This is a genomic window from Aliidiomarina iranensis (assembly GCF_003987135.1).
Taxonomy (GTDB): Bacteria; Pseudomonadota; Gammaproteobacteria; order Enterobacterales; family Alteromonadaceae; genus Aliidiomarina; species Aliidiomarina iranensis.
Genome location: NZ_PIPJ01000001.1, coordinates 429,530 through 448,675 on the forward strand (window position 1 = coordinate 429,530; position 19,146 = coordinate 448,675).

The following is a 19,146-nucleotide window of genomic DNA, read 5'->3' on the forward strand; positions in this document are numbered from 1 at the left end:
GTTCACTCCCTCGACAAGCTTAACTCCGACAGGAGATGAAACGTGAAAGATTTACTAAAGTTTCTGAAGCCACAAAAAGATAGCGAAGAATTTGATCGCATCCGTATTGCACTAGCATCGCCGGACCAAATCCGGAGCTGGTCATTTGGTGAAGTAAAGAAACCAGAAACCATTAACTATCGTACGTTCAAACCAGAGCGTGATGGCCTTTTCTGTGCGCGTATTTTCGGGCCAGTAAAAGATTACGAATGTTTATGTGGCAAATATAAGCGCTTGAAACATCGTGGCGTTATTTGTGAAAAATGTGGCGTTGAAGTAACGCTTACCAAAGTTCGTCGTGAGCGTATGGGCCACATCGAATTGGCAAGCCCAGTTGCGCACATTTGGTTCTTGAAATCATTACCGTCCCGGATCGGTTTGATGCTCGATATGACGTTACGTGATATCGAACGCATTTTGTATTTTGAATCTTATGTTGTCATCGATGCAGGCATGACATCGCTAGAGGAAGGTTCACTTTTAGGTGAAGAGGAATACCTCGATGCCCTAGAAGAACATGGTGATGAATTCAACGCAAAAATGGGTGCAGAAGCAATTTTACACCTATTAAAAGAAATTGATTTGGAAGCTCAAATCAAAATGTTGCGCGAAGAGTTACCAGAAACGAATTCCGAAACAAAACGGAAGAAGATCAGCAAGCGTTTGAAACTGCTTGAATCCTTCCATCAATCTGGTAACAAACCAGAGTGGATGATCTTAAAAGTTCTGCCGGTGTTACCACCAGATTTGCGTCCGTTGGTACCACTTGATGGTGGCCGTTTTGCTACTTCTGATTTGAACGATTTATATCGTCGAGTAATCAACCGTAACAACCGTTTGAAGCGTCTTTTAGATCTAGCAGCACCAGATATTATCGTACGTAACGAAAAACGGATGTTACAAGAAGCTGTTGATGCGCTTCTTGATAACGGTCGTCGTGGCCGTGCGATCACAGGTTCTAATAAGCGTCCTCTAAAATCTTTGGCTGATATGATCAAAGGTAAGCAGGGTCGTTTCCGTCAAAACCTACTTGGTAAGCGTGTTGATTACTCAGGCCGTTCAGTAATTACTGTTGGTCCGAAACTGCGCCTACACCAGTGTGGTTTGCCGAAAAAAATGGCGTTGGAATTATTCAAACCATTCATTTACGGCAAACTAGAATCACGTGGTTTTGCGACAACAATTAAAGCTGCCAAGAAAATGGTAGAGCGCGAATTACCAGAGGTTTGGGATATCCTTGATGAAGTGATTCGTCAGCATCCTGTACTGCTTAACCGTGCACCAACATTGCACCGTTTGGGTATTCAAGCGTTCGAACCGGTACTGATTGAAGGTAAAGCTATTCAGTTGCACCCACTAGTGTGTGCGGCCTATAACGCTGACTTTGATGGTGACCAAATGGCTGTGCACGTTCCATTAACGCTAGAAGCGCAAATGGAAGCCCGTGCACTGATGATGTCGACCAATAACGTGCTATCGCCCGCAAGTGGTGAGCCAATCATCGTTCCTTCACAGGACGTTGTATTGGGCGTTTACTACATGACCCGTGAAAAAGTGAACGGGCGTGGTGAAGGCATGGTATTGAAGAGCCCGAAAGAAGCAGAAAAAGCGTACCGTACCGGTGCGGCAGAACTGCATGCTCGCGTTAAGGTTCGTATCAATGAAGTTCTGTTTACCGAAGAAGGTGAGCGAACAGAAGAAGTTAAGATTGTTGATACTACTATCGGCCGTGCAATCTTCTCGTTGATCCTGCCAGAAGGTATTCCTTTCGAAGCGATCAATCAGAACATGGGTAAAAAGCAGATATCTCGATTATTGAACCGCACTTATCGTGATTGCGGCCTCAAGCCAACCGTTATCTTTGCCGACCAACTAATGTACACCGGTTTCCATTTTGCGATGGTTTCAGGCTCTTCAGTTGGTATCAACGACATGGAAATCCCAACAGCCAAAGCTGAAATCATCGAAGATGCTGATCAGCAAGTTGCGGAAATTCAAGATCAGTTCGAGCAAGGCTTGGTAACAGCAGGCGAGAAGTACAACAAAGTTATCGATATTTGGTCCACCGCGAACGAGAAAGTATCGAAAGCGATGATGGATAACTTATCGAAAGAAATGGTAACGAATGCCAAAGGTGAACAGGAAGAACAACAATCGTTTAACTCTGTTTACATGATGGCCGATTCTGGCGCTCGGGGTTCCCCCGCACAGATTCGTCAGTTAGCGGGTATGCGTGGTTTGATGGCAAAGCCAGATGGCTCAATCATCGAAACCCCTATCGTTGCTAACTTCCGTGAAGGTTTGAACGTACTTCAGTACTTCATCTCAACTCACGGTGCGCGTAAAGGTTTGGCGGATACCGCACTGAAAACTGCGAACTCCGGTTACCTAACACGCCGTTTAGTAGACGTTGCACAAGACCTCGTTATCACCGAAACCGATTGTGGCACGCACGAAGGTTTAATCGTGAAGCCATTAATTGAAGGTGGTGATGTAGTAGAGCCGTTGCGTGAACGAGTGCTAGGCCGTGTTGTATGCGATGACGTTGTGCAGCCAGGTTCAGAAAATGTGCTTATTCCGCGCAACACGCTGCTTGATGAAAAGATGTGTGATTTACTCGAAGAGCATTCAGTTGATGAAGTGAAAGTTCGCTCTGTTATCACCTGTGATTCAATTCATGGTGTGTGTTCGAACTGTTACGGCCGTGATTTGGCGCGTGGACACCTAGTAAACGATGGTGAATCAGTAGGTGTTATCGCTGCTCAATCAATCGGTGAGCCGGGTACACAGTTAACCATGCGTACGTTCCACATCGGTGGTGCGGCGTCTCGAGATTCAGCAGCCAATGCGATTCAGGTGAAGAATCCTGGCCGCGTGAAGTTGCATAACGCGAAAAGTGTAGAGAACAGTGATAAGCATTTGGTTATCACTTCGCGTTCAGCTGAACTTACTTTGATTGATCAGTTCGGTGCCGAGCGTGAGCGTTATAAAGTGCCTTACGGTGCAATCTTGAAGAAGCGTGATGGTGAAGAAGTAGCGGCAGGCGAAACGGTAGCAAATTGGGATCCGCATACGCATCCAATTATTACCGAAGTAGCGGGTAACATTAAGTTCGTTGATATGATTGATGGTGTAACTATCACCACGCAAACAGACGAACTAACCGGCCTAACCAGCACCGTTATTCTTGAAACTGGCCAACGCACAAGCGCTGGTAAAGACATGCGGCCAATGGTGAAGTTGGTAGATGACAAAGGTAACGACGTGAACATCGTTGGTACCGATATGCCAGCACAATACTTCTTACCAGGTAACGCGATTGTAAGCTTGAACGATGGTTCAACAGTAGGTATCGGTGACACAGTAGCGCGAATTCCGCAAGAAGGTTCGAAAACTCGGGATATCACGGGTGGTTTGCCACGCGTTGCCGATTTGTTCGAAGCGCGGAAGCCAAAAGAGCCAGCGATTCTTGCAGAAGTTACCGGTACGGTATCATTCGGCAAAGAAACCAAAGGCAAGCGCCGCTTAATGATTACACCATTAGATGGTGGCGATCATTACGAAGAGATGATTCCGAAGTGGCGTCAACTGAACGTGTTCGAAGGTGAACAGGTAACCCGTGGTGAAGTTATCGCCGATGGCCCTGAAGCGCCGCAGGACATCTTGCGCTTACGTGGTGTATCAGCAGTAGCGAATTACATCGTGAATGAAGTGCAAGAAGTTTACCGCCTCCAGGGTGTAAAAATTAACGATAAGCACATCGAAGTTATTGTTCGCCAGATGTTGCGTAAAGTAATTATTATGAACCCAGGTGAATCTGAGTTGCTTGAAGGTGAGCAAGCTGAGTTCTCGAAAGTTATCGAAGTGAACCGTGCGCTCGAAGAAGCAGGCAAAATGCCGGCAACTTATGATCGTCAGTTACTTGGTATCACGAAAGCATCGCTTTCAACGGAATCGTTTATCTCAGCGGCTTCGTTCCAAGAAACAACGCGGGTGCTTACGGAAGCTGCAGTGCAGGGCAAAGAAGATCCTTTGCGCGGCCTGAAAGAAAACGTAATCGTGGGTCGTTTGATCCCGGCAGGTACAGGTTTTGCTTATCATCAAGAACGGCAGCGTAAACGCCGTGAAATGTTCGCAGTACCTACAGTAACTGCTGCCGATGCGGAAGCTGCATTAAGCGAAGCATTGAACGAAGGTTCAGATAACGCGGATTCTTCAGATTCAGAGTAAACTGAATTAGCAGTTAGCGTAACTTTTAAAAGCCCGGCCATGTGCCGGGCTTTTTGTTATGAGTAAATCATGCGGAAGTTGGCTAACGCATTTATTTTTCCTTACAATACCCAACCGCCGCATCCAGTGAGTGTTCTGGTTGACAGGGTAATTTATAACCTATAAAATTCGGCCTCCCTATTTCGGGGATTCAACCTTTTTTATGGTGCGGATTTAGCGACTGATACCATAAAAATAGGCAGTGCGCTTGGGTGGCTATGGCCACGCGGGCGTTTCGCCTTGTTGTAAAATGTATAATTTGGAGAAACCATGGCAACAGTAAACCAATTAGTGCGGAAAGGCCGCAAGAAGCCGGTTGAAAAGAGTAGCGTACCGGCTCTGCAAGCTTGTCCACAAAAGCGTGGTGTATGTACTCGCGTATATACTACTACCCCTAAAAAACCTAACTCAGCATTGCGTAAAGTATGTCGTGTGCGTTTAACCAACGGCTATGAAGTAACTTCATACATCGGTGGTGAAGGCCATAACTTGCAAGAGCACAGTGTTATTTTGATTCGTGGCGGTCGTGTAAAAGACTTGCCAGGTGTGCGTTATCACACCGTACGCGGCGCACTTGACTGTGCAGGCGTAAACAATCGTAAACAAGGCCGTTCTAAATACGGCGTGAAGCGGCCTAAATCTTAACGGTTCTCCGTTGTAAGTAAGGCCAAACTAAATAAATTTGTAAGTTTTGGGTAACCCCTGAAGATATCGGAGAATTCCTATGCCTAGAAGACGCGTCGTCGGTCAACGTAAAATCCTGCCGGATCCTAAGTTCGGATCAGAGTTGTTGGCAAAATTCATCAACGTTGTCATGGTTGATGGTAAAAAATCAGTCGCTGAAAAAATCGTTTACGGTGCATTAAGCATCGTTGCGGATAAAGCTGGTAAAGATCACATGTCAGTGTTTGAAGATGCACTTGATAATATTCGCCCTGCGGTAGAGGTTAAATCTCGTCGCGTTGGTGGTTCTACTTACCAGGTACCAGTTGAAGTTCGCCCTGTTCGTCGTAACACCCTAGCAATGCGCTGGATGGTTGATGCGTCACGTGGTCGTGGTGAAAAATCTATGGCTCAACGTCTAGCTGGTGAAATGCTAGATGCTTCTCAGAACAAAGGTTCTGCTGTGAAGAAGCGTGAAGACGTACACCGTATGGCTGAAGCGAACAAAGCATTCGCTCACTACCGCTGGTAATTACACGCTCTCAACTCTAATTTAAGAGGAAGCAATTGTGGCAAGAAAAACATCGATCGAACGCTATCGTAATATCGGTATCGTTGCTCACGTAGACGCTGGTAAAACAACCACCACCGAACGTGTACTTTTTTACACCGGTTTGTCACACAAACTTGGTGAAGTGCATGATGGCGCAGCAACGACAGACTGGATGGAACAGGAACAGGAGCGTGGTATTACCATTACTTCAGCTGCTGTAACAAGTTTCTGGGCCGGTATGGATAAGCAGTTCCCTGAGCACCGTATCAACATCATCGATACTCCAGGACACGTTGACTTCACCGTTGAAGTAGAACGTTCATTGCGCGTACTAGATGGTGCTGTTGTGGTACTGTGTGCCTCTTCAGGTGTGCAACCACAAACAGAAACTGTATGGCGCCAAGCTAACAAATATGAAGTTCCACGCATGATATTTGTTAACAAAATGGACCGTATGGGTGCTGATTTCATTAATGTTGTGAAACAAGTGAAAACTCGCTTGGCAGCGGTAGCCGTTCCATTACAACTTCCTATCGGCGCTGAAGAAGATTTCAAAGGCGTTGTGGATTTAGTAAAAATGAAGGCAATTCACTGGAATGAAGCCGACCAAGGTTTGAGCTTCACTTACGGTGAGATTCCAGAAGATTTAGTTGATGAAGCAGAAGAGTTGCACAACGAACTTGTTGAAGCAGCTGCTGAAGCCAATGATGAACTGATGAACAAATACTTGGAAGAAGGTGAGTTAACCGAAGAAGAAGTTAAATTCGGTCTTCGTACTCGTACTCTTGCCAACGAAATTGTGCCAGTATTCTGTGGTTCTGCGTTCAAAAACAAAGGCGTTCAGGCAGTGCTTGATGCGGTAATTGAATATCTTCCTTCGCCAACTGAAGTAAAAGATATCAACGGCATCTTGGAAGATGAAACTGAAGTTAGATGTAAATCAGACGACGATGAGCCGTTTGCAGCATTAGCATTCAAAATCGCAACTGACCCGTTCGTAGGAACACTAACGTTCTTCCGCGTTTATTCTGGTGTTGTTAATACAGGTGATTCTGTATACAACTCTGTAAAAATGAAGAAAGAGCGTTTCGGCCGTATCGTGCAAATGCATGCTAACGACCGCCAGGAATTGAAAGAAGTTCGCGCCGGTGATATCGCAGCAGCGATCGGATTGAAAGACGTAACCACGGGTGACACTTTGTGTTCACACGATCGGATCGTAATTCTAGAGCGGATGGAATTCCCTGAGCCAGTAATCTCTGTAGCGGTTGAGCCAAAAACAAAGGCCGACCAAGAGAAGATGGGTATTGCACTAGGTAAACTAGCAGCAGAAGATCCATCTTTCCGTGTTAAAACTGACGAAGAATCAGGCCAAACGATTATTTCAGGTATGGGTGAACTACACTTGGATATCATCGTTGACCGGATGAAGCGTGAGTTTAAAGTTGAGTGTAACGTTGGTAAACCTCAGGTTGCTTATCGTGAAACTATCCGTCAGAAAGTTGAAGTCGAAGGTAAATTCGTACGTCAATCTGGTGGTCGCGGTCAGTACGGTCATGTTTGGTTGCGTATGGAACCACTAAGTCTTGACCAAGGTGATACTGAAGAAGGTGATGAAGCTGCAACCTACGAATTCGTTAACGAAATCGTTGGTGGTGTTGTTCCTAAGGAATACATCCCAGCAGTAGACAAGGGCTGTCAAGAGCAGATGCAGAACGGTGTTCTCGCTGGCTTCCCAGTACTTGGCGTAAAAGTTACTTTATACGATGGTTCATTCCATGACGTTGACTCTAACGAAATGGCGTTTAAAATCGCTGGTAGCATGGGCTTTAAGAAAGGTGCCCTGCAAGCGAAGCCTGCCCTGCTAGAACCAATCATGCAGGTTGAAGTTGTAACACCAGAAGACTTCATGGGTGACGTAGTTGGTGATTTGAACCGTCGTCGCGGTATGATCGAAGGTATGGACGATGCTCCAGGTGCTTTGAAGCAGGTTCGTGCGTTAGTGCCACTAGCTGAAATGTTCGGCTACGCAACTGACCTGCGTTCACAAACTCAGGGTCGCGCATCATATGCGATGGAATTCTTGAAGTATCAAGAAGCTCCGAACAACGTTGCAGAAGCAGTAATCGCTGCGCGCAACACTAAAGATTAATAGTTGAGTTCTTGTCCCGGCTCATGCGAGTCGGGCTTCTAACTTTTATTAAGGAATATAGCAATGGCTAAAGCAAAGTTTGAACGTTCTAAGCCGCACGTAAACGTAGGCACTATCGGTCACGTTGACCACGGTAAAACTACTCTTACGGCAGCGATTACATCAGTATTAGCGAAGCACTACGGTGGTTCTGCTCGTGATTTCGCACAGATTGATAACGCGCCAGAAGAAAAAGCGCGTGGTATCACCATCTCTACTTCACACGTAGAATACGATACGCCAACTCGTCACTACGCACACGTAGATTGCCCAGGTCACGCGGATTATGTGAAAAACATGATCACTGGTGCTGCGCAAATGGACGGCGCTATCTTAGTAGTCGCTTCTACTGATGGCCCAATGCCACAAACACGTGAGCACATCTTGTTGTCACGTCAGGTAGGCGTACCGTTCATCGTAGTATTCATGAACAAGTGCGACATGGTAGACGACGAAGAGTTGTTGGAATTGGTAGAGATGGAAGTTCGTGAACTTCTTTCAGAGTACGATTTCCCAGGCGACGATTTACCAGTAATTCAAGGTTCAGCGCTAAAAGCGTTGGAAGGCGAAGAGCAGTGGGAACAGAAGATTCTAGAGCTAGCAGAAGCGTTAGATAACTACATCCCAGAGCCAGAGCGTGATATCGATAAGCCATTCTTGATGCCAATCGAAGACGTATTCTCAATCTCAGGCCGTGGTACAGTAGTAACCGGTCGTGTAGAGCGCGGTATTGTAAACACTGGTGATGAAGTAGCTATCGTTGGTTTGAAAGACACCACGAAAACTACAGTAACAGGTGTAGAAATGTTCCGTAAGTTGCTTGACGAAGGTCGTGCAGGTGAGAACATTGGTGCGTTGTTACGTGGTACTAAGCGTGAAGATATTCAACGTGGCCAAGTATTAGCGAAGCCAGGTTCAATCACGCCACACACTAAGTTTGAAGCTGAAGTGTACGTGTTGAGCAAAGAAGAAGGTGGCCGTCATACGCCATTCTTTAAAGGCTATCGTCCACAGTTCTACTTCCGTACAACAGACGTAACGGGTGCTGTAGAGCTACCAGAAGGCGTAGAAATGGTAATGCCTGGTGACAACATCAAATTCGTAGTTGAATTGATTGCACCAATCGCGATGGACGACGGCTTACGCTTCGCTATCCGTGAAGGCGGCCGTACCGTAGGCGCTGGTGTAGTATCGAAGATTCTTGACTAATTCTAACTGAATTAAGTTAACATCTTGCTAGAAGGCGCCTACGGGCGCCTTTTTTATTGGGCGAATGCAAAGCCAAGCTATCATTTCTTTCTCCTTCATGTTAAAAATAATCCTCCGCATAACACCATAACTATAAGTCTAATATGCGCTTCAAGGCCTTAAAAAATCGAAAAATTCATCGTTGGTTAACCTTACTTTTCGGTATTCAATTAATCATTTGGAGCATCACCGGTGCCGCAATGGTTATCATGCAGCTGCCTTATATTCACGGCGATCACTTGGTTAAGCAGGCAGATCAGCCTATTTCAAATTTTCAGCTGCTGGATAAAATTCCCGAGCTAAGCTTCTCGTTCCCGAATATCACTGAAGTGCGATTGGTAAACCGTTATCTTTCAGGGGTCTTTCAGCATGCCTTTGTAGTAAGTGATAACGCTGGCAGCTATTTGTTGAATGCAGAAACACTGTCGGTTATCTCGCCGGAAGAGGAAGATATTCGCGCGCTTGCGGTACGATTTTACAATGCCCCGAGCTCAAATCCCGGGGCGGATATTGCAGAAGTTTCACTACTCAGTGAAGAAGCGCCTAGGGAACTGAGCATTCAGCATTTGCCGGCTTGGCGGGTAGAATTTGCCGACAATCGCGGCACAACTCTCTACCTTGGCCGCGATACCGGCGATTTACTAACAAAACGACACAATTCTTGGCGAGTTTTCGATTTTATGTGGATGCTGCATATTATGGATTACGATGAACGCTCAGATATCACCAAATGGTGGTTGCAGTTCTTCTCAATCATGACACTACTCATTGCGATTTCCGGAATCACTTTGCTCGTGCAGAAGCTTCTCGTTAGGCCTTGGAGGCGATTATGGGGCGATTGAATCCGTTTTCGCGCGCCTCTGGGTTAACCGAATCAACGCAACGAACCTGGTTGCAAAGAAGCTTCGCTATGTCGGTGATTAGCAGTTTGCACCGAAGAGCCGGGCTCATTTTGTTCGTTCAAATTATTATTTGGACTATTAGCGGTTTTTATTTCAGTTGGCAGGGTCGTGAGGCCCTTACCGCGAACCAGTATTATCATACATTACCGGCAGCACCTTTGGCGGGCATGAGTAACTATGCTACACCTGATATTCACCTCGCGCGTTTAGGTGATGTTCGGTCGGTTTCTATTACCTTGATTGATGGCATACCCAGATTGGAAGCCGAGTATGTGCCGGCGCTTGAGCGAGGGCATGAAACCCACCCGCAAACTCGCAATATTTATGGCAACGCGGTTGCATGGTTTGATGGCGAAACCGGACACCGCTGGCACACATCTGCCATTACGGCTCAGCGGTTAGCGGTTGATTCCTATACCGGCTCTGGCATGTTCAACGGCATTAAAGATATTCCCCGCAGTGATGCATTTCCAAGTTGGGCTGGCCCCGGCTTTGAAGTGCACTTTGCCGATAAGTTAAATACCAAAGTATTTATCGACCAAGCAAGTGGAATAGTACTCGGACACAGAAACGATCCGTGGGAAATAGCCGATTGGATGTATCGCCTGCATTTCATGGATTATAGTGGCCACAGAAATTTTAATAACCTATTGATTATAACTACCGGCTTAGTGAGTGTTTGGTTCGTTCTAACGGGGATCATGATGTTGCTGCGAGTTTGGTGGCAAGGCGCATTTGTTGCACGCGCCAGTTTACCGTACAATAACGCGCTACGCTCAAAGCAGATTCCTAGAGAAGCAAGCGCATCTGAGCCAGAAACTGATAATCAACCAGCGAAAGCAGAACCGAAGAGTTAAAGGAGAACGGCATGTCCGCTGCAAATAACAAGCAGAATAAGCAGAATAGCCCAAATAGTATTGAGCAGCGTGGTTGGTTTACTCGTTTTCTAGATACCGTTGAATGGCTCGGTAACTTACTTCCTCACCCCATCACATTGTTTGCGCTCTTTGCCATATTTATCGTTCTTGCCAGTGGTATTGCGGCATTTTTCGGCGTGAGCGCCGCGGATCCGCGCCCCGGGAATGAAGGCGTTATGATCACGGTTAACAGCCTTATGAGCGGCGAAGGTGTTCGCTGGATTGTATCTAACCTGGTTACGAATTTTACTAACTTTCCGCCATTAGGTGTTGTTCTCGTGGCTATCTTGGGTGTTGGTGTTGCCGAACGTTCCGGTATGCTTTCAGCGATGATGCGCGGCATGGTGATGGGCGCCTCGCCCCGCATGGTAACCATTGTAGTGGTGTTTGCGGGCGTTATTTCCAATACTGCCTCGGAGTTAGGTTACGTTGTGTTGGTGCCATTAGCGGCAATGATCTTCCATTCATTGGGGCGCCATCCGTTAGCAGGTTTAGCCGCCGCGTTCGCCGGTGTATCTGCAGGTTACAGTGCCAACCTTTTCATAGGCACGGTTGATCCACTACTAGCCGGCTTTACCACCGAAGCGGCGCAACTTATCGACCCAGATTATATCGTGGGTCCAGAAATGAACTACTACTTCATGGCTGTGAGCACCTTCTTGATTGCCGCGATGGGCGCTTTTGTAACTGAAAAAATCGTTGAGCCTAAGCTCGGGAAATATAACCCAAGCGAGCGCGACGAAGAGTATGAAGACGACGGCTCAGTTAAAATGGAGAAACTGAACAGTAGCGAGAAGCGCGGCCTTGCATTTGCTGGGTTAACCTTCCTTGGGTTAATTGTTTTGCTCGCTATTACTATTGTGCCCGAATGGGGTATTTTGCGAAATCAAGAAACCGGCGGCATTGCCCGCTCACCGTTCTTGAATGGCATCGTAGTATTTATTTTCGTTACTTTCGCCATACCGGGCTTCGTTTATGGTTATGTAACGAAGAGCATGCGGAACGACCGTGATGTGATTGATGCCATGTCGAAAACCATGAGCAGCATGGGCTTATATATTGTGTTGGTATTTTTTGCCGCACAATTCGTGGCTTTCTTTGGTTGGACAAACTTCGGCACAATTTTAGCAATTAACGGTGCAGCTTTCTTAGAAACCATCAATTTAACCGGGCCTCTTGTATTCGTATTCTTTATTTTGATGTGTGCATTCGTGAACCTCATGCTCGGGTCTGCCTCGGCCCAATGGGCCATAACAGCGCCTATTTTTGTGCCTATGCTGATGTTAATCGGTTTCGCACCTGAACTTGTTCAGGCTGCATACCGCATCGGCGATTCGGTAACTAACATTATCACGCCAATGATGAGCTATTTTGGCTTGATATTAGCGGTGGCCGCGCGGTATAAAAAGGATATTGGTATCGGCACACTCATTTCAATCATGCTGCCATACTCCATGATTTTCTTAGTAGGCTGGGTGATTTTATTCTATATCTGGGTGTTTTTGTTCGGCCTACCCGTAGGCCCTGGAGCCGCCACTTATTATTCATTAGGTGGTTAAACCGGAGTAGCAGAAATTAGAACGCGTTGTGAAAGTGGTGCTTGAGGCCTTCAGGTAACACTTTCGCAGCCCATTTAGGAAAGCAAAGATGCAAATGAAGCGATGCGTGTGGATTTTCAGTTTTGCCTTCGTACTTGCCGCGAGTTATGCCCTCGCTGAGCAAGAACTAGACTTTGAACAAAGCCCAGCAAAACCGCAGCCGGTTTTCGTTGCGGCCTATGAGTTCCCTCCTTATTACTCATCACGTATGCCGAAACACTTCCTCGGCGAGCTAATTGCGGTTCTCAACCAGCGCCAAGAGGAATACCAATTTATTATTCGAGAGGTTCGGCCCCAAGAGCGTTATGAAGCGATTAGTGCTGAAGGCTGCTGCGATGTAATTTTCTTTGAATCAGAAGTTTGGGGTTGGCAGCAAGACATGAATTATGTTGCTTCAGTACCCATAATGCACGGCTCAGATCGGTTGTACTCAACACAGAACGCGTACTGGCAACCGAAAGCCTTGGATAGAGTAGGTGGGGTGGTTGGCTATCACTATAGCTTCACGCAATACCAAATCGATATCGATACGTCAGAACGTGATTTCATGATGTATCGTGCTGATTCACAGCAAACTCTGCTCACTATGCTGCGTAATAAAAGATTACAATTCGCTGTGTTTACCGATGAATACATGAACTGGTTGCAGGTGGAGCAGCCGGAGTTACTCAATAATATTTATGCGGCGCCGGAACCCGATGGCACCTACACCACACAAATAATCTTTAGTGAAAGCAGCGCTATTTCGCCGCAAGCCTTGATGACATTATTGCAAGAACTGCTCGCCGAACCAGAACTGCAAGAATGGTTAGAGCGATATGCACTGATACTCGCAACCGATAATCTTAATGATAGACCGATAGCCCCAAGCGCAACGCAAATTGAGTAATCATTTCAACGGCACGTGCCGGGTTGCCGTAACGATTTAGCGGTGGGCTCCAAGCACAAATTACGCCGTAATCGGGCACCACAGCAACAATTCCCCCGCCCACACCACTTTTTGCAGGTAAGCCAACGGTGAAGGCAAATTCCCCTGATTGATCATACATCCCACTCGTTGAGAGCAATGCATTAATGCGGTGTGCCGAACGCGCATCACAAATTCGTTGCTCGGTGCCAGGCTGTATCCCTTTATTGGCTAGGAAACCAAGGCTGCGCGCCAGATCAACACAATTCATGGCTATGGAACATTGGAAAAAGTAATGGTCGAGTACTTCAGGCACGCCCGATTCAATATTGCCGAAGCTCTTCATCAAGTAAGCTAAAGCCGCGTTGCGGTTACCATGTTCTTTTTCCGATTCCCAAACATCGTGATCCGCATGAATACTTTCGTTGTTGGCAAGTTGCCGAACATACTGAACAAATGCTGTTTTACTCGAGGAGTAACGGCTCGTTAGCACATCAGCAACCACCAAAGCGCCGGCATTGATAAAGGGGTTTCGGGGAATACCATGTTCCCATTCCAGCTGCACAATCGAGTTAAATGCTTGCCCTGAAGGCTCCATACGAACTCGCTCCCACAGTGCATCATCCATTCGGTTCATGGCCATGGCCAAACCAAAAATTTTGGAAATACTCTGAATTGAGAACGCTTCGTTTGCATCACCCGCGGTATGCACAGTGCCATCGAGCTCTACCACAGCAATCCCCACAGCATCCGCGTTTACATGGGCAAGAGCTGGAATATAATCAGCAACTTGCCCACCAGGTGGTGCCTTGCGTGCTTCGGCCACCAGCTCTTCAAGTAAACTCGTGCAATTTTTCGGTTGCTGCGGAGTGCCTTCCATCATTTACTCCGGTTTCACTAATAACGGCTTTAAAAAGCGCGCCGTGTGTGAAACCTTTGATTTACAAATATCCTCCGGAGTGCCGGTAACCAGAATTTCGCCACCACCACTGCCGCCTTCAGGGCCTAAATCTACTATCCAATCTGCTGTTTTTATCACATCCAAATTATGTTCGATAATCACAATGGTATTGCCGTGATCACGCAGCCTGTGCAGCACAGTGAGCAATTGCTGAATATCGTGAAAGTGCAAACCAGTAGTGGGTTCATCGAGAATATATAAGGTTTTCCCTGTATCGCGTTTACTCAATTCCCGAGCTAGCTTTACTCGCTGCGCCTCGCCACCTGATAACGTAGTAGCCGCTTGGCCTAAACGAATGTACGAGAGCCCCACATCCATCAAGGTTTGCAACTTCCGCGCTATCGCTGGAATGGCATCAAAGAATTCCCGAGCATCTTCTACCGTGAGTTCGAGCACTTCATCAATAGTTTTGCCCTTGTATTGAATCTCTAAGGTTTCTCGGTTGTAACGCTTACCCTTACACACATCGCAGGGCACATACACATCGGGCAGAAAGTGCATTTCTACCTTTATCATGCCATCGCCTTGGCATGCTTCACAGCGCCCACCTTTAACGTTAAAGCTAAAGCGGCCGAGTTTGTAGCCACGTGAACGAGCCTCTGGTACCCCAGCGAAAAGTTCACGAATCGGTGTAAAGATGCCAGTGTAAGTGGCTGGGTTAGAACGCGGCGTGCGGCCAATCGGGCTTTGATCAATATCCACCACTTTATCGAGTAACTCTAACCCGTGCATACTATCGTGTGGAGCAATCGCCCCAGTGGTAGCGCCATTCAATTCGCGGTGAGCAAGCGGAAAAAGCGTATCGTTTACTAAGGTTGATTTCCCCGAACCCGATACACCGGTTACACAGGTCATTAAGCCGATTGGTAGTTTAAAGTTCACATTTTTAAGGTTGTTACCACGCGCCCCTTTAAGTTCTAACCATTCTTTGCCGGGCTTATTGCGTTTACTTGGGATTTCAATACACTTCCGGCCAGATAGGTAATCACCAGTAAGTGAGCCCTCACTTGCAACGATATCATCGTAGGTTCCCTGGGCTACAATTTCGCCACCATGCACACCGGCTCCTGGGCCAATATCAATTACATAATCGGCCGCTCGAATCGCATCTTCATCATGCTCAACAACCAGCACAGAATTACCCAAATCACGTAAGTGGCACAAGGTGGTAAGTAAGCGCTCATTATCGCGCTGATGCAAACCAATCGAGGGCTCATCAAGCACGTACATTACACCTACCAAGCCGGCACCAATTTGGCTCGCGAGCCTTATTCGCTGAGCCTCACCACCTGATAGCGTTTCCGCACTACGCGATAAGTTCAGGTAATTTAAGCCAACATTCACCAAGAAGCGCAAACGGTCGTTAATTTCTTTGAGTATCTTTTCAGCAATTTTTTCGCGTTGGCCACTGAGCTTGATATCAGTGAAAAACTGCAACGCATCACCAATCGCCAGCTCCACAATTTCAGGCAAGGTTGTATCGTTCACAAACACATTGCGTGCTTCTTGGCGCAAACGGGTGCCATGGCAGCTGCGGCAAGGCTTGGTGGTAAGGTATTTAGATAAATCATCGCGCACGGCCGCCGAATCGGTTTCTCGGTAGCGGCGTTGCAGATTTGGAATAATTCCTTCGAAAGGGTGTTTGCGCACCACAGTATCACCGCGATCGTTCACATAATTGAACTTCACATCGGTGCTGCCAGAGCCATTCAACACTAAATCGCGAATATCCTGAGGTAAATCCTGAAAAGGCGCATTCAAATCAAATTCGAATTGCTTCGCCAATGAACGCAGCATTTGATAATAGTAAAAATTGCGCTTATCCCAGCCACGAATTGCGCCACCGGTTAGGCTGAGCTCTGGGTTACCCACAAGCTTATCGGCATCAAAATATTGCTCAACACCCAAACCATCGCAAGAGCCACAAGCACCTGCGGGGTTGTTAAAAGAGAACAAACGCGGTTCCAGCTCTTGCATGCTATAACCACAGTGGGGGCAAGCAAAGTTAGCTGAAAAAATAATGGGTGGCGTTTTATCGTTGTCATCCATTGGCACGATTAGTGCGGTGCCGCCGGACATTTCTAAGGCCGTTTCAAAAGATTCAGCCAAGCGCTGCTCTAAACCTGGGCGCACTTTTAAGCGATCCACAACAACTTCAATGTTGTGTTTTTTGTGCAGTTCCAAGCTGGGTGGATCGCTAAGATCACACACATTGCCATCTACCCGAGCTCGCAAATAACCTTGCGTTGCCAAATTTTCTAAGGTTTTTTGGTGTTCACCTTTGCGCCCTTGCACCACCGGCGCGAGCAGCATAATTTTGCTCCCTTCAGGCAAGGCGAGCACTTGGTCCACCATCTGCGAAACCGTTTGTGCGGCTAAAGCTACATTATGGTCTGGGCACCGAGGTTCACCAATACGGGCGAACATAAGGCGTAAGTAATCGTAAATTTCGGTGATCGTACCCACGGTAGAACGGGGGTTATGCGATGTTGATTTTTGCTCAATGGAAATAGCAGGCGATAAACCTTCAATGGAATCAACGTCGGGCTTTTCCATGAGGCTCAAAAATTGGCGCGCATAGGCAGAAAGCGATTCCACATATCGGCGCTGGCCTTCCGCATACAAGGTATCAAACGCGAGTGATGATTTTCCCGAACCGGAAAGCCCGGTGATCACCACCAGCTTATCTCGCGGAATTTCCAGGTTGATGTTTTTCAGATTATGGGTGCGAGCACCGCGAACTTCTATTTTATCCATAACATCCTTTCTTGCGAGCAAAGTGTAATCGTGCATTATCGCACAAATCGCCATGATTTCTAACTGACGTGTTACATCTTATTCTGTTAGACTTGGCCAGATTTTATGAAGTGGACAAACCGCCGGTAATGAAGCAAAACCGATTAAACCGCACAGAGAAAAAAGCTGCAGCAACGTTAGCCTCAATTTTTGGTTTACGCATGCTAGGGCTATTTTTGATCATGCCCGTATTGGCTATTTACGGCCAAAGCTACCCCGATTACAGCCCTTTTTTAGTAGGGATAGCGATTGGTGCCTACGGTTTAACGCAAGCGTTCTTACAAATCCCAATGGGCTGGCTTTCCGATCGTATAGGCCGCCGCCCGGTTATTTTAAGTGGCCTAGCTATTTTTGCCCTCGGTAGTGTGGTGGCGGCACTTGCCGATACCATGCAAGGTGTTATTTTCGGCCGCGTGTTACAAGGTGCTGGCGCCATAGCTGGCGCTGTTTTGGCACTTGCCGCCGATTCCGCTCGAGAAGAGCAGCGGCCAAAAGTAATGGCCGTAATCGGCATGGGTATTGGCTTATCATTTGTGCTCGCACTTATTATCGCGCCATTGTTAGGTGGTGTAATTGGCATGTCCGGTTTGTTTTGGCTTACAGCTGCCCTAGCGGTGGGTGGTATCTTGCTGATGTGGCGCGGTATGCCAGAAACCTATCAACAGGTGCCGAGCCGCGATGTGCTCCCCGTGCCAAAGGAACTCGGCCGGCTGCTTAAAAACATGCAGTTGCAACGCTTGAACGCGGGCATATTTGTGCTGCATTTAGTGTTAACCGCATGGTTCGTCACCTTACCGTTGCAATTGGTTGAAGCTGGGTTAGCGGCGGAACACCACAGCTGGCTTTATTTACCCACGCTACTGCTATCATTCCTAGTGATGATTCCCATGATGTTAGTTTTGTTGCGCAAGCAAAAACAAGTATTGGGTATGCGCCTCGCCGTAGTGATGTTGGCGCTTTCTTTGTCAGCTATTGCGGTTTTCCAAGGCCAATTATGGGGCTTAATTTTTTCAGTTTGGTTGTTTTTTATTGGTTTTAATTATTTAGAAGCTAGCTTCCCAGCGCTCCTTACCCAGCACGCGCCGGCGGGTAGCAAAGGCAGTGCCAGTGGTTTGTACACTACATTTCAGTTTTTTGGTGCCTTTGCTGGTGGTGTTGCTGGCGGGTTTTTATTTCAAAGTTTCGGGGCTTTTGGCGTTATGCTTTTTTGCGTTGCCCTGCTAGTATGTTGGTTGCTGTTTAGTATTGGTTTGCTGCAGGTGTCTGCTACTACGCGCCTCAATTTTGTTACCCGAACACTTTCGCCTAAAGAGGCCCGAGAGCTAACCCAAGCGCTCACCGACGTTTCGGGAATTGAGGAAGCCATCGTTATACCTGATGAAGGCGCAACCTATTTGAAAATTAAGAAAGATGAATATGATGCCACTGCGATTAATGGAATCGTGGCGCGTTTTCAGTAAAAGATAACAGGAGAAATTTATGGCCAGTCGTGGGGTTAATAAAGTTATTATTTTGGGTAATCTGGGCCAAGATCCGGAAGTTCGTTACACCCAAAACAGCACCGCTATTGCTAATTTTAGCGTGGCTACCAGTGAATCATGGAAAGATAAACAAACTGGCGAGCAAAAGGAAATTACCGAGTGGCACCGCATTGTGTGCTATCGCCGTTTAGCTGAAATCGCCGGTGAATATTTGAAAAAAGGTTCCAAGGTATACATTGAAGGCCGTTTGCAAACACGCAAGTGGCAGGGCCAAGATGGCCAAGATAAATACACCACTGAAATTGTGTGTAATGAAATGCAAATGCTTGATAGCCGCGGAGCTGGCGGTGGTGGCGATTTTGGTGGCCAATCGCAAAACTATAACCAAAGCCCGAACCAAGGTTCTGGCCAAGGCGGCCAAAGTTATGGTGGGCAAGGTTCCGGCCAAGGCGGAGGCCAAAACCAAGGTTTCCAAAATCAGAATCAAGGCTCACAAAGCCCGCAGCGGCCAGCGCAGCCAGCACCACTTGATAATGATTTCGATGATGATATTCCCTTCTGAATCATATAAAACTATAAGTGTAAAACAGGCGTGAACAAACAAAGGCGGATACATCCTAA

The 19,146-nt window shown here is 47.0% G+C and carries 13 protein-coding genes; 11 read left to right on the top strand and 2 right to left on the bottom strand.

The genetic code is table 11. From position 1 onward, the window contains the following. The first annotated feature begins 42 nt into the window (after positions 1-42). The 9 genes from rpoC (at position 43) to CWE08_RS02000 (ending at position 13,269) form a co-directional block, all read left to right on the top strand. Complete coding sequence (rpoC, locus tag CWE08_RS01960; protein ID WP_126765087.1) at positions 43-4,269, top strand: DNA-directed RNA polymerase subunit beta'; 4,227 nt, start codon at positions 43-45, stop codon at positions 4,267-4,269. 309 nt (positions 4,270-4,578) lie between these two features. Then, positions 4,579-4,953 (top strand): 30S ribosomal protein S12, encoded by a 375-nt coding sequence (gene rpsL / locus CWE08_RS01965; protein ID WP_007420308.1) that lies wholly within the window; start codon positions 4,579-4,581, stop codon positions 4,951-4,953. Positions 4,954-5,032: 79 nt separating this feature from the next. Continuing rightward, entirely contained in the window at positions 5,033-5,503 is a 471-nt protein-coding gene (gene rpsG, locus CWE08_RS01970; protein WP_126765089.1) for a 30S ribosomal protein S7, read from the top strand. Positions 5,504-5,540: 37 nt separating this feature from the next. After that, on the top strand, positions 5,541-7,676 hold the full coding sequence (gene fusA / locus CWE08_RS01975) for an elongation factor G (protein WP_126765091.1): 2,136 nt from the start codon (positions 5,541-5,543) through the stop codon (positions 7,674-7,676). Positions 7,677-7,739: 63 nt separating this feature from the next. Continuing rightward, on the top strand, positions 7,740-8,924 hold the full coding sequence (gene tuf / locus CWE08_RS01980) for an elongation factor Tu (RefSeq protein ID WP_126765069.1): 1,185 nt from the start codon (positions 7,740-7,742) through the stop codon (positions 8,922-8,924). Positions 8,925-9,067: 143 nt separating this feature from the next. Further along, on the top strand, positions 9,068-9,805 hold the full coding sequence (locus tag CWE08_RS12370; RefSeq protein WP_126765093.1) for a PepSY domain-containing protein: 738 nt from the start codon (positions 9,068-9,070) through the stop codon (positions 9,803-9,805). Next, positions 9,793-10,722, top strand: a complete 930-nt coding sequence (locus tag CWE08_RS12375; RefSeq protein WP_126765095.1) for a PepSY domain-containing protein — start codon at positions 9,793-9,795, stop codon at positions 10,720-10,722. Before CWE08_RS12370 ends, CWE08_RS12375 begins: the two co-directional genes overlap by 13 nt. 11 nt (positions 10,723-10,733) lie before the next feature. Then, positions 10,734-12,341: an AbgT family transporter gene (locus tag CWE08_RS01995; protein ID WP_126765097.1), complete on the top strand. Its 1,608-nt coding sequence runs from the start codon at positions 10,734-10,736 to the stop codon at positions 12,339-12,341. 88 nt (positions 12,342-12,429) lie between these two features. After that, a complete protein-coding gene (locus tag CWE08_RS02000) occupies positions 12,430-13,269 on the top strand; it encodes a hypothetical protein (protein ID WP_126765099.1) in 840 nt (279 codons plus the stop codon). On the opposite strand, the gene CWE08_RS02005 is transcribed toward CWE08_RS02000, so the two are convergent. Both CWE08_RS02005 and uvrA read right to left on the bottom strand, forming a co-directional pair. Further along, a complete protein-coding gene (locus CWE08_RS02005; protein ID WP_126765533.1) occupies positions 13,226-14,167 on the bottom strand; it encodes a glutaminase in 942 nt (313 codons plus the stop codon). The two genes, CWE08_RS02000 and CWE08_RS02005, sit on opposite strands and share 44 nt — an antisense overlap. Before the next feature lie 3 nt (positions 14,168-14,170). Then, complete coding sequence (gene uvrA / locus CWE08_RS02010; RefSeq protein WP_126765101.1) at positions 14,171-17,005, bottom strand: excinuclease ABC subunit UvrA; 2,835 nt, start codon at positions 17,003-17,005, stop codon at positions 14,171-14,173. A 128-nt stretch (positions 17,006-17,133) separates the two neighbouring features. Between uvrA and CWE08_RS02015 the strand changes: the two genes are divergently transcribed. After that, complete coding sequence (locus CWE08_RS02015; RefSeq protein ID WP_126765103.1) at positions 17,134-18,504, top strand: MFS transporter; 1,371 nt, start codon at positions 17,134-17,136, stop codon at positions 18,502-18,504. Positions 18,505-18,523: 19 nt separating this feature from the next. Beyond that, complete coding sequence (gene ssb, locus CWE08_RS02020) at positions 18,524-19,087, top strand: single-stranded DNA-binding protein (RefSeq protein WP_126765105.1); 564 nt, start codon at positions 18,524-18,526, stop codon at positions 19,085-19,087. Positions 19,088-19,146 lie beyond the last annotated feature (59 nt).

What these genes read in the sequence shown, in the direction of transcription:
- tuf (WP_126765069.1), top strand. Translation starts at nt 7,740, where the DNA reads ATGGCTAAAGCAAAGTTTGAACGTTCTAAGCCGCACGTAAACGTAGGC.
- CWE08_RS01995 (WP_126765097.1), top strand. Translation starts at nt 10,734, where the DNA reads ATGTCCGCTGCAAATAACAAGCAGAATAAGCAGAATAGCCCAAATAGT.
- rpsL (WP_007420308.1), top strand. Translation starts at nt 4,579, where the DNA reads ATGGCAACAGTAAACCAATTAGTGCGGAAAGGCCGCAAGAAGCCGGTT.
- CWE08_RS12370 (WP_126765093.1), top strand. Translation starts at nt 9,068, where the DNA reads ATGCGCTTCAAGGCCTTAAAAAATCGAAAAATTCATCGTTGGTTAACC.
- CWE08_RS12375 (WP_126765095.1), top strand. Translation starts at nt 9,793, where the DNA reads ATGGGGCGATTGAATCCGTTTTCGCGCGCCTCTGGGTTAACCGAATCA.
- CWE08_RS02005 (WP_126765533.1), bottom strand. Translation starts at nt 14,167, where the DNA reads ATGGAAGGCACTCCGCAGCAACCGAAAAATTGCACGAGTTTACTTGAA.
- CWE08_RS02000 (WP_126765099.1), top strand. Translation starts at nt 12,430, where the DNA reads ATGCAAATGAAGCGATGCGTGTGGATTTTCAGTTTTGCCTTCGTACTT.
- CWE08_RS02015 (WP_126765103.1), top strand. Translation starts at nt 17,134, where the DNA reads ATGAAGCAAAACCGATTAAACCGCACAGAGAAAAAAGCTGCAGCAACG.
- uvrA (WP_126765101.1), bottom strand. Translation starts at nt 17,005, where the DNA reads ATGGATAAAATAGAAGTTCGCGGTGCTCGCACCCATAATCTGAAAAAC.
- ssb (WP_126765105.1), top strand. Translation starts at nt 18,524, where the DNA reads ATGGCCAGTCGTGGGGTTAATAAAGTTATTATTTTGGGTAATCTGGGC.
- rpsG (WP_126765089.1), top strand. Translation starts at nt 5,033, where the DNA reads ATGCCTAGAAGACGCGTCGTCGGTCAACGTAAAATCCTGCCGGATCCT.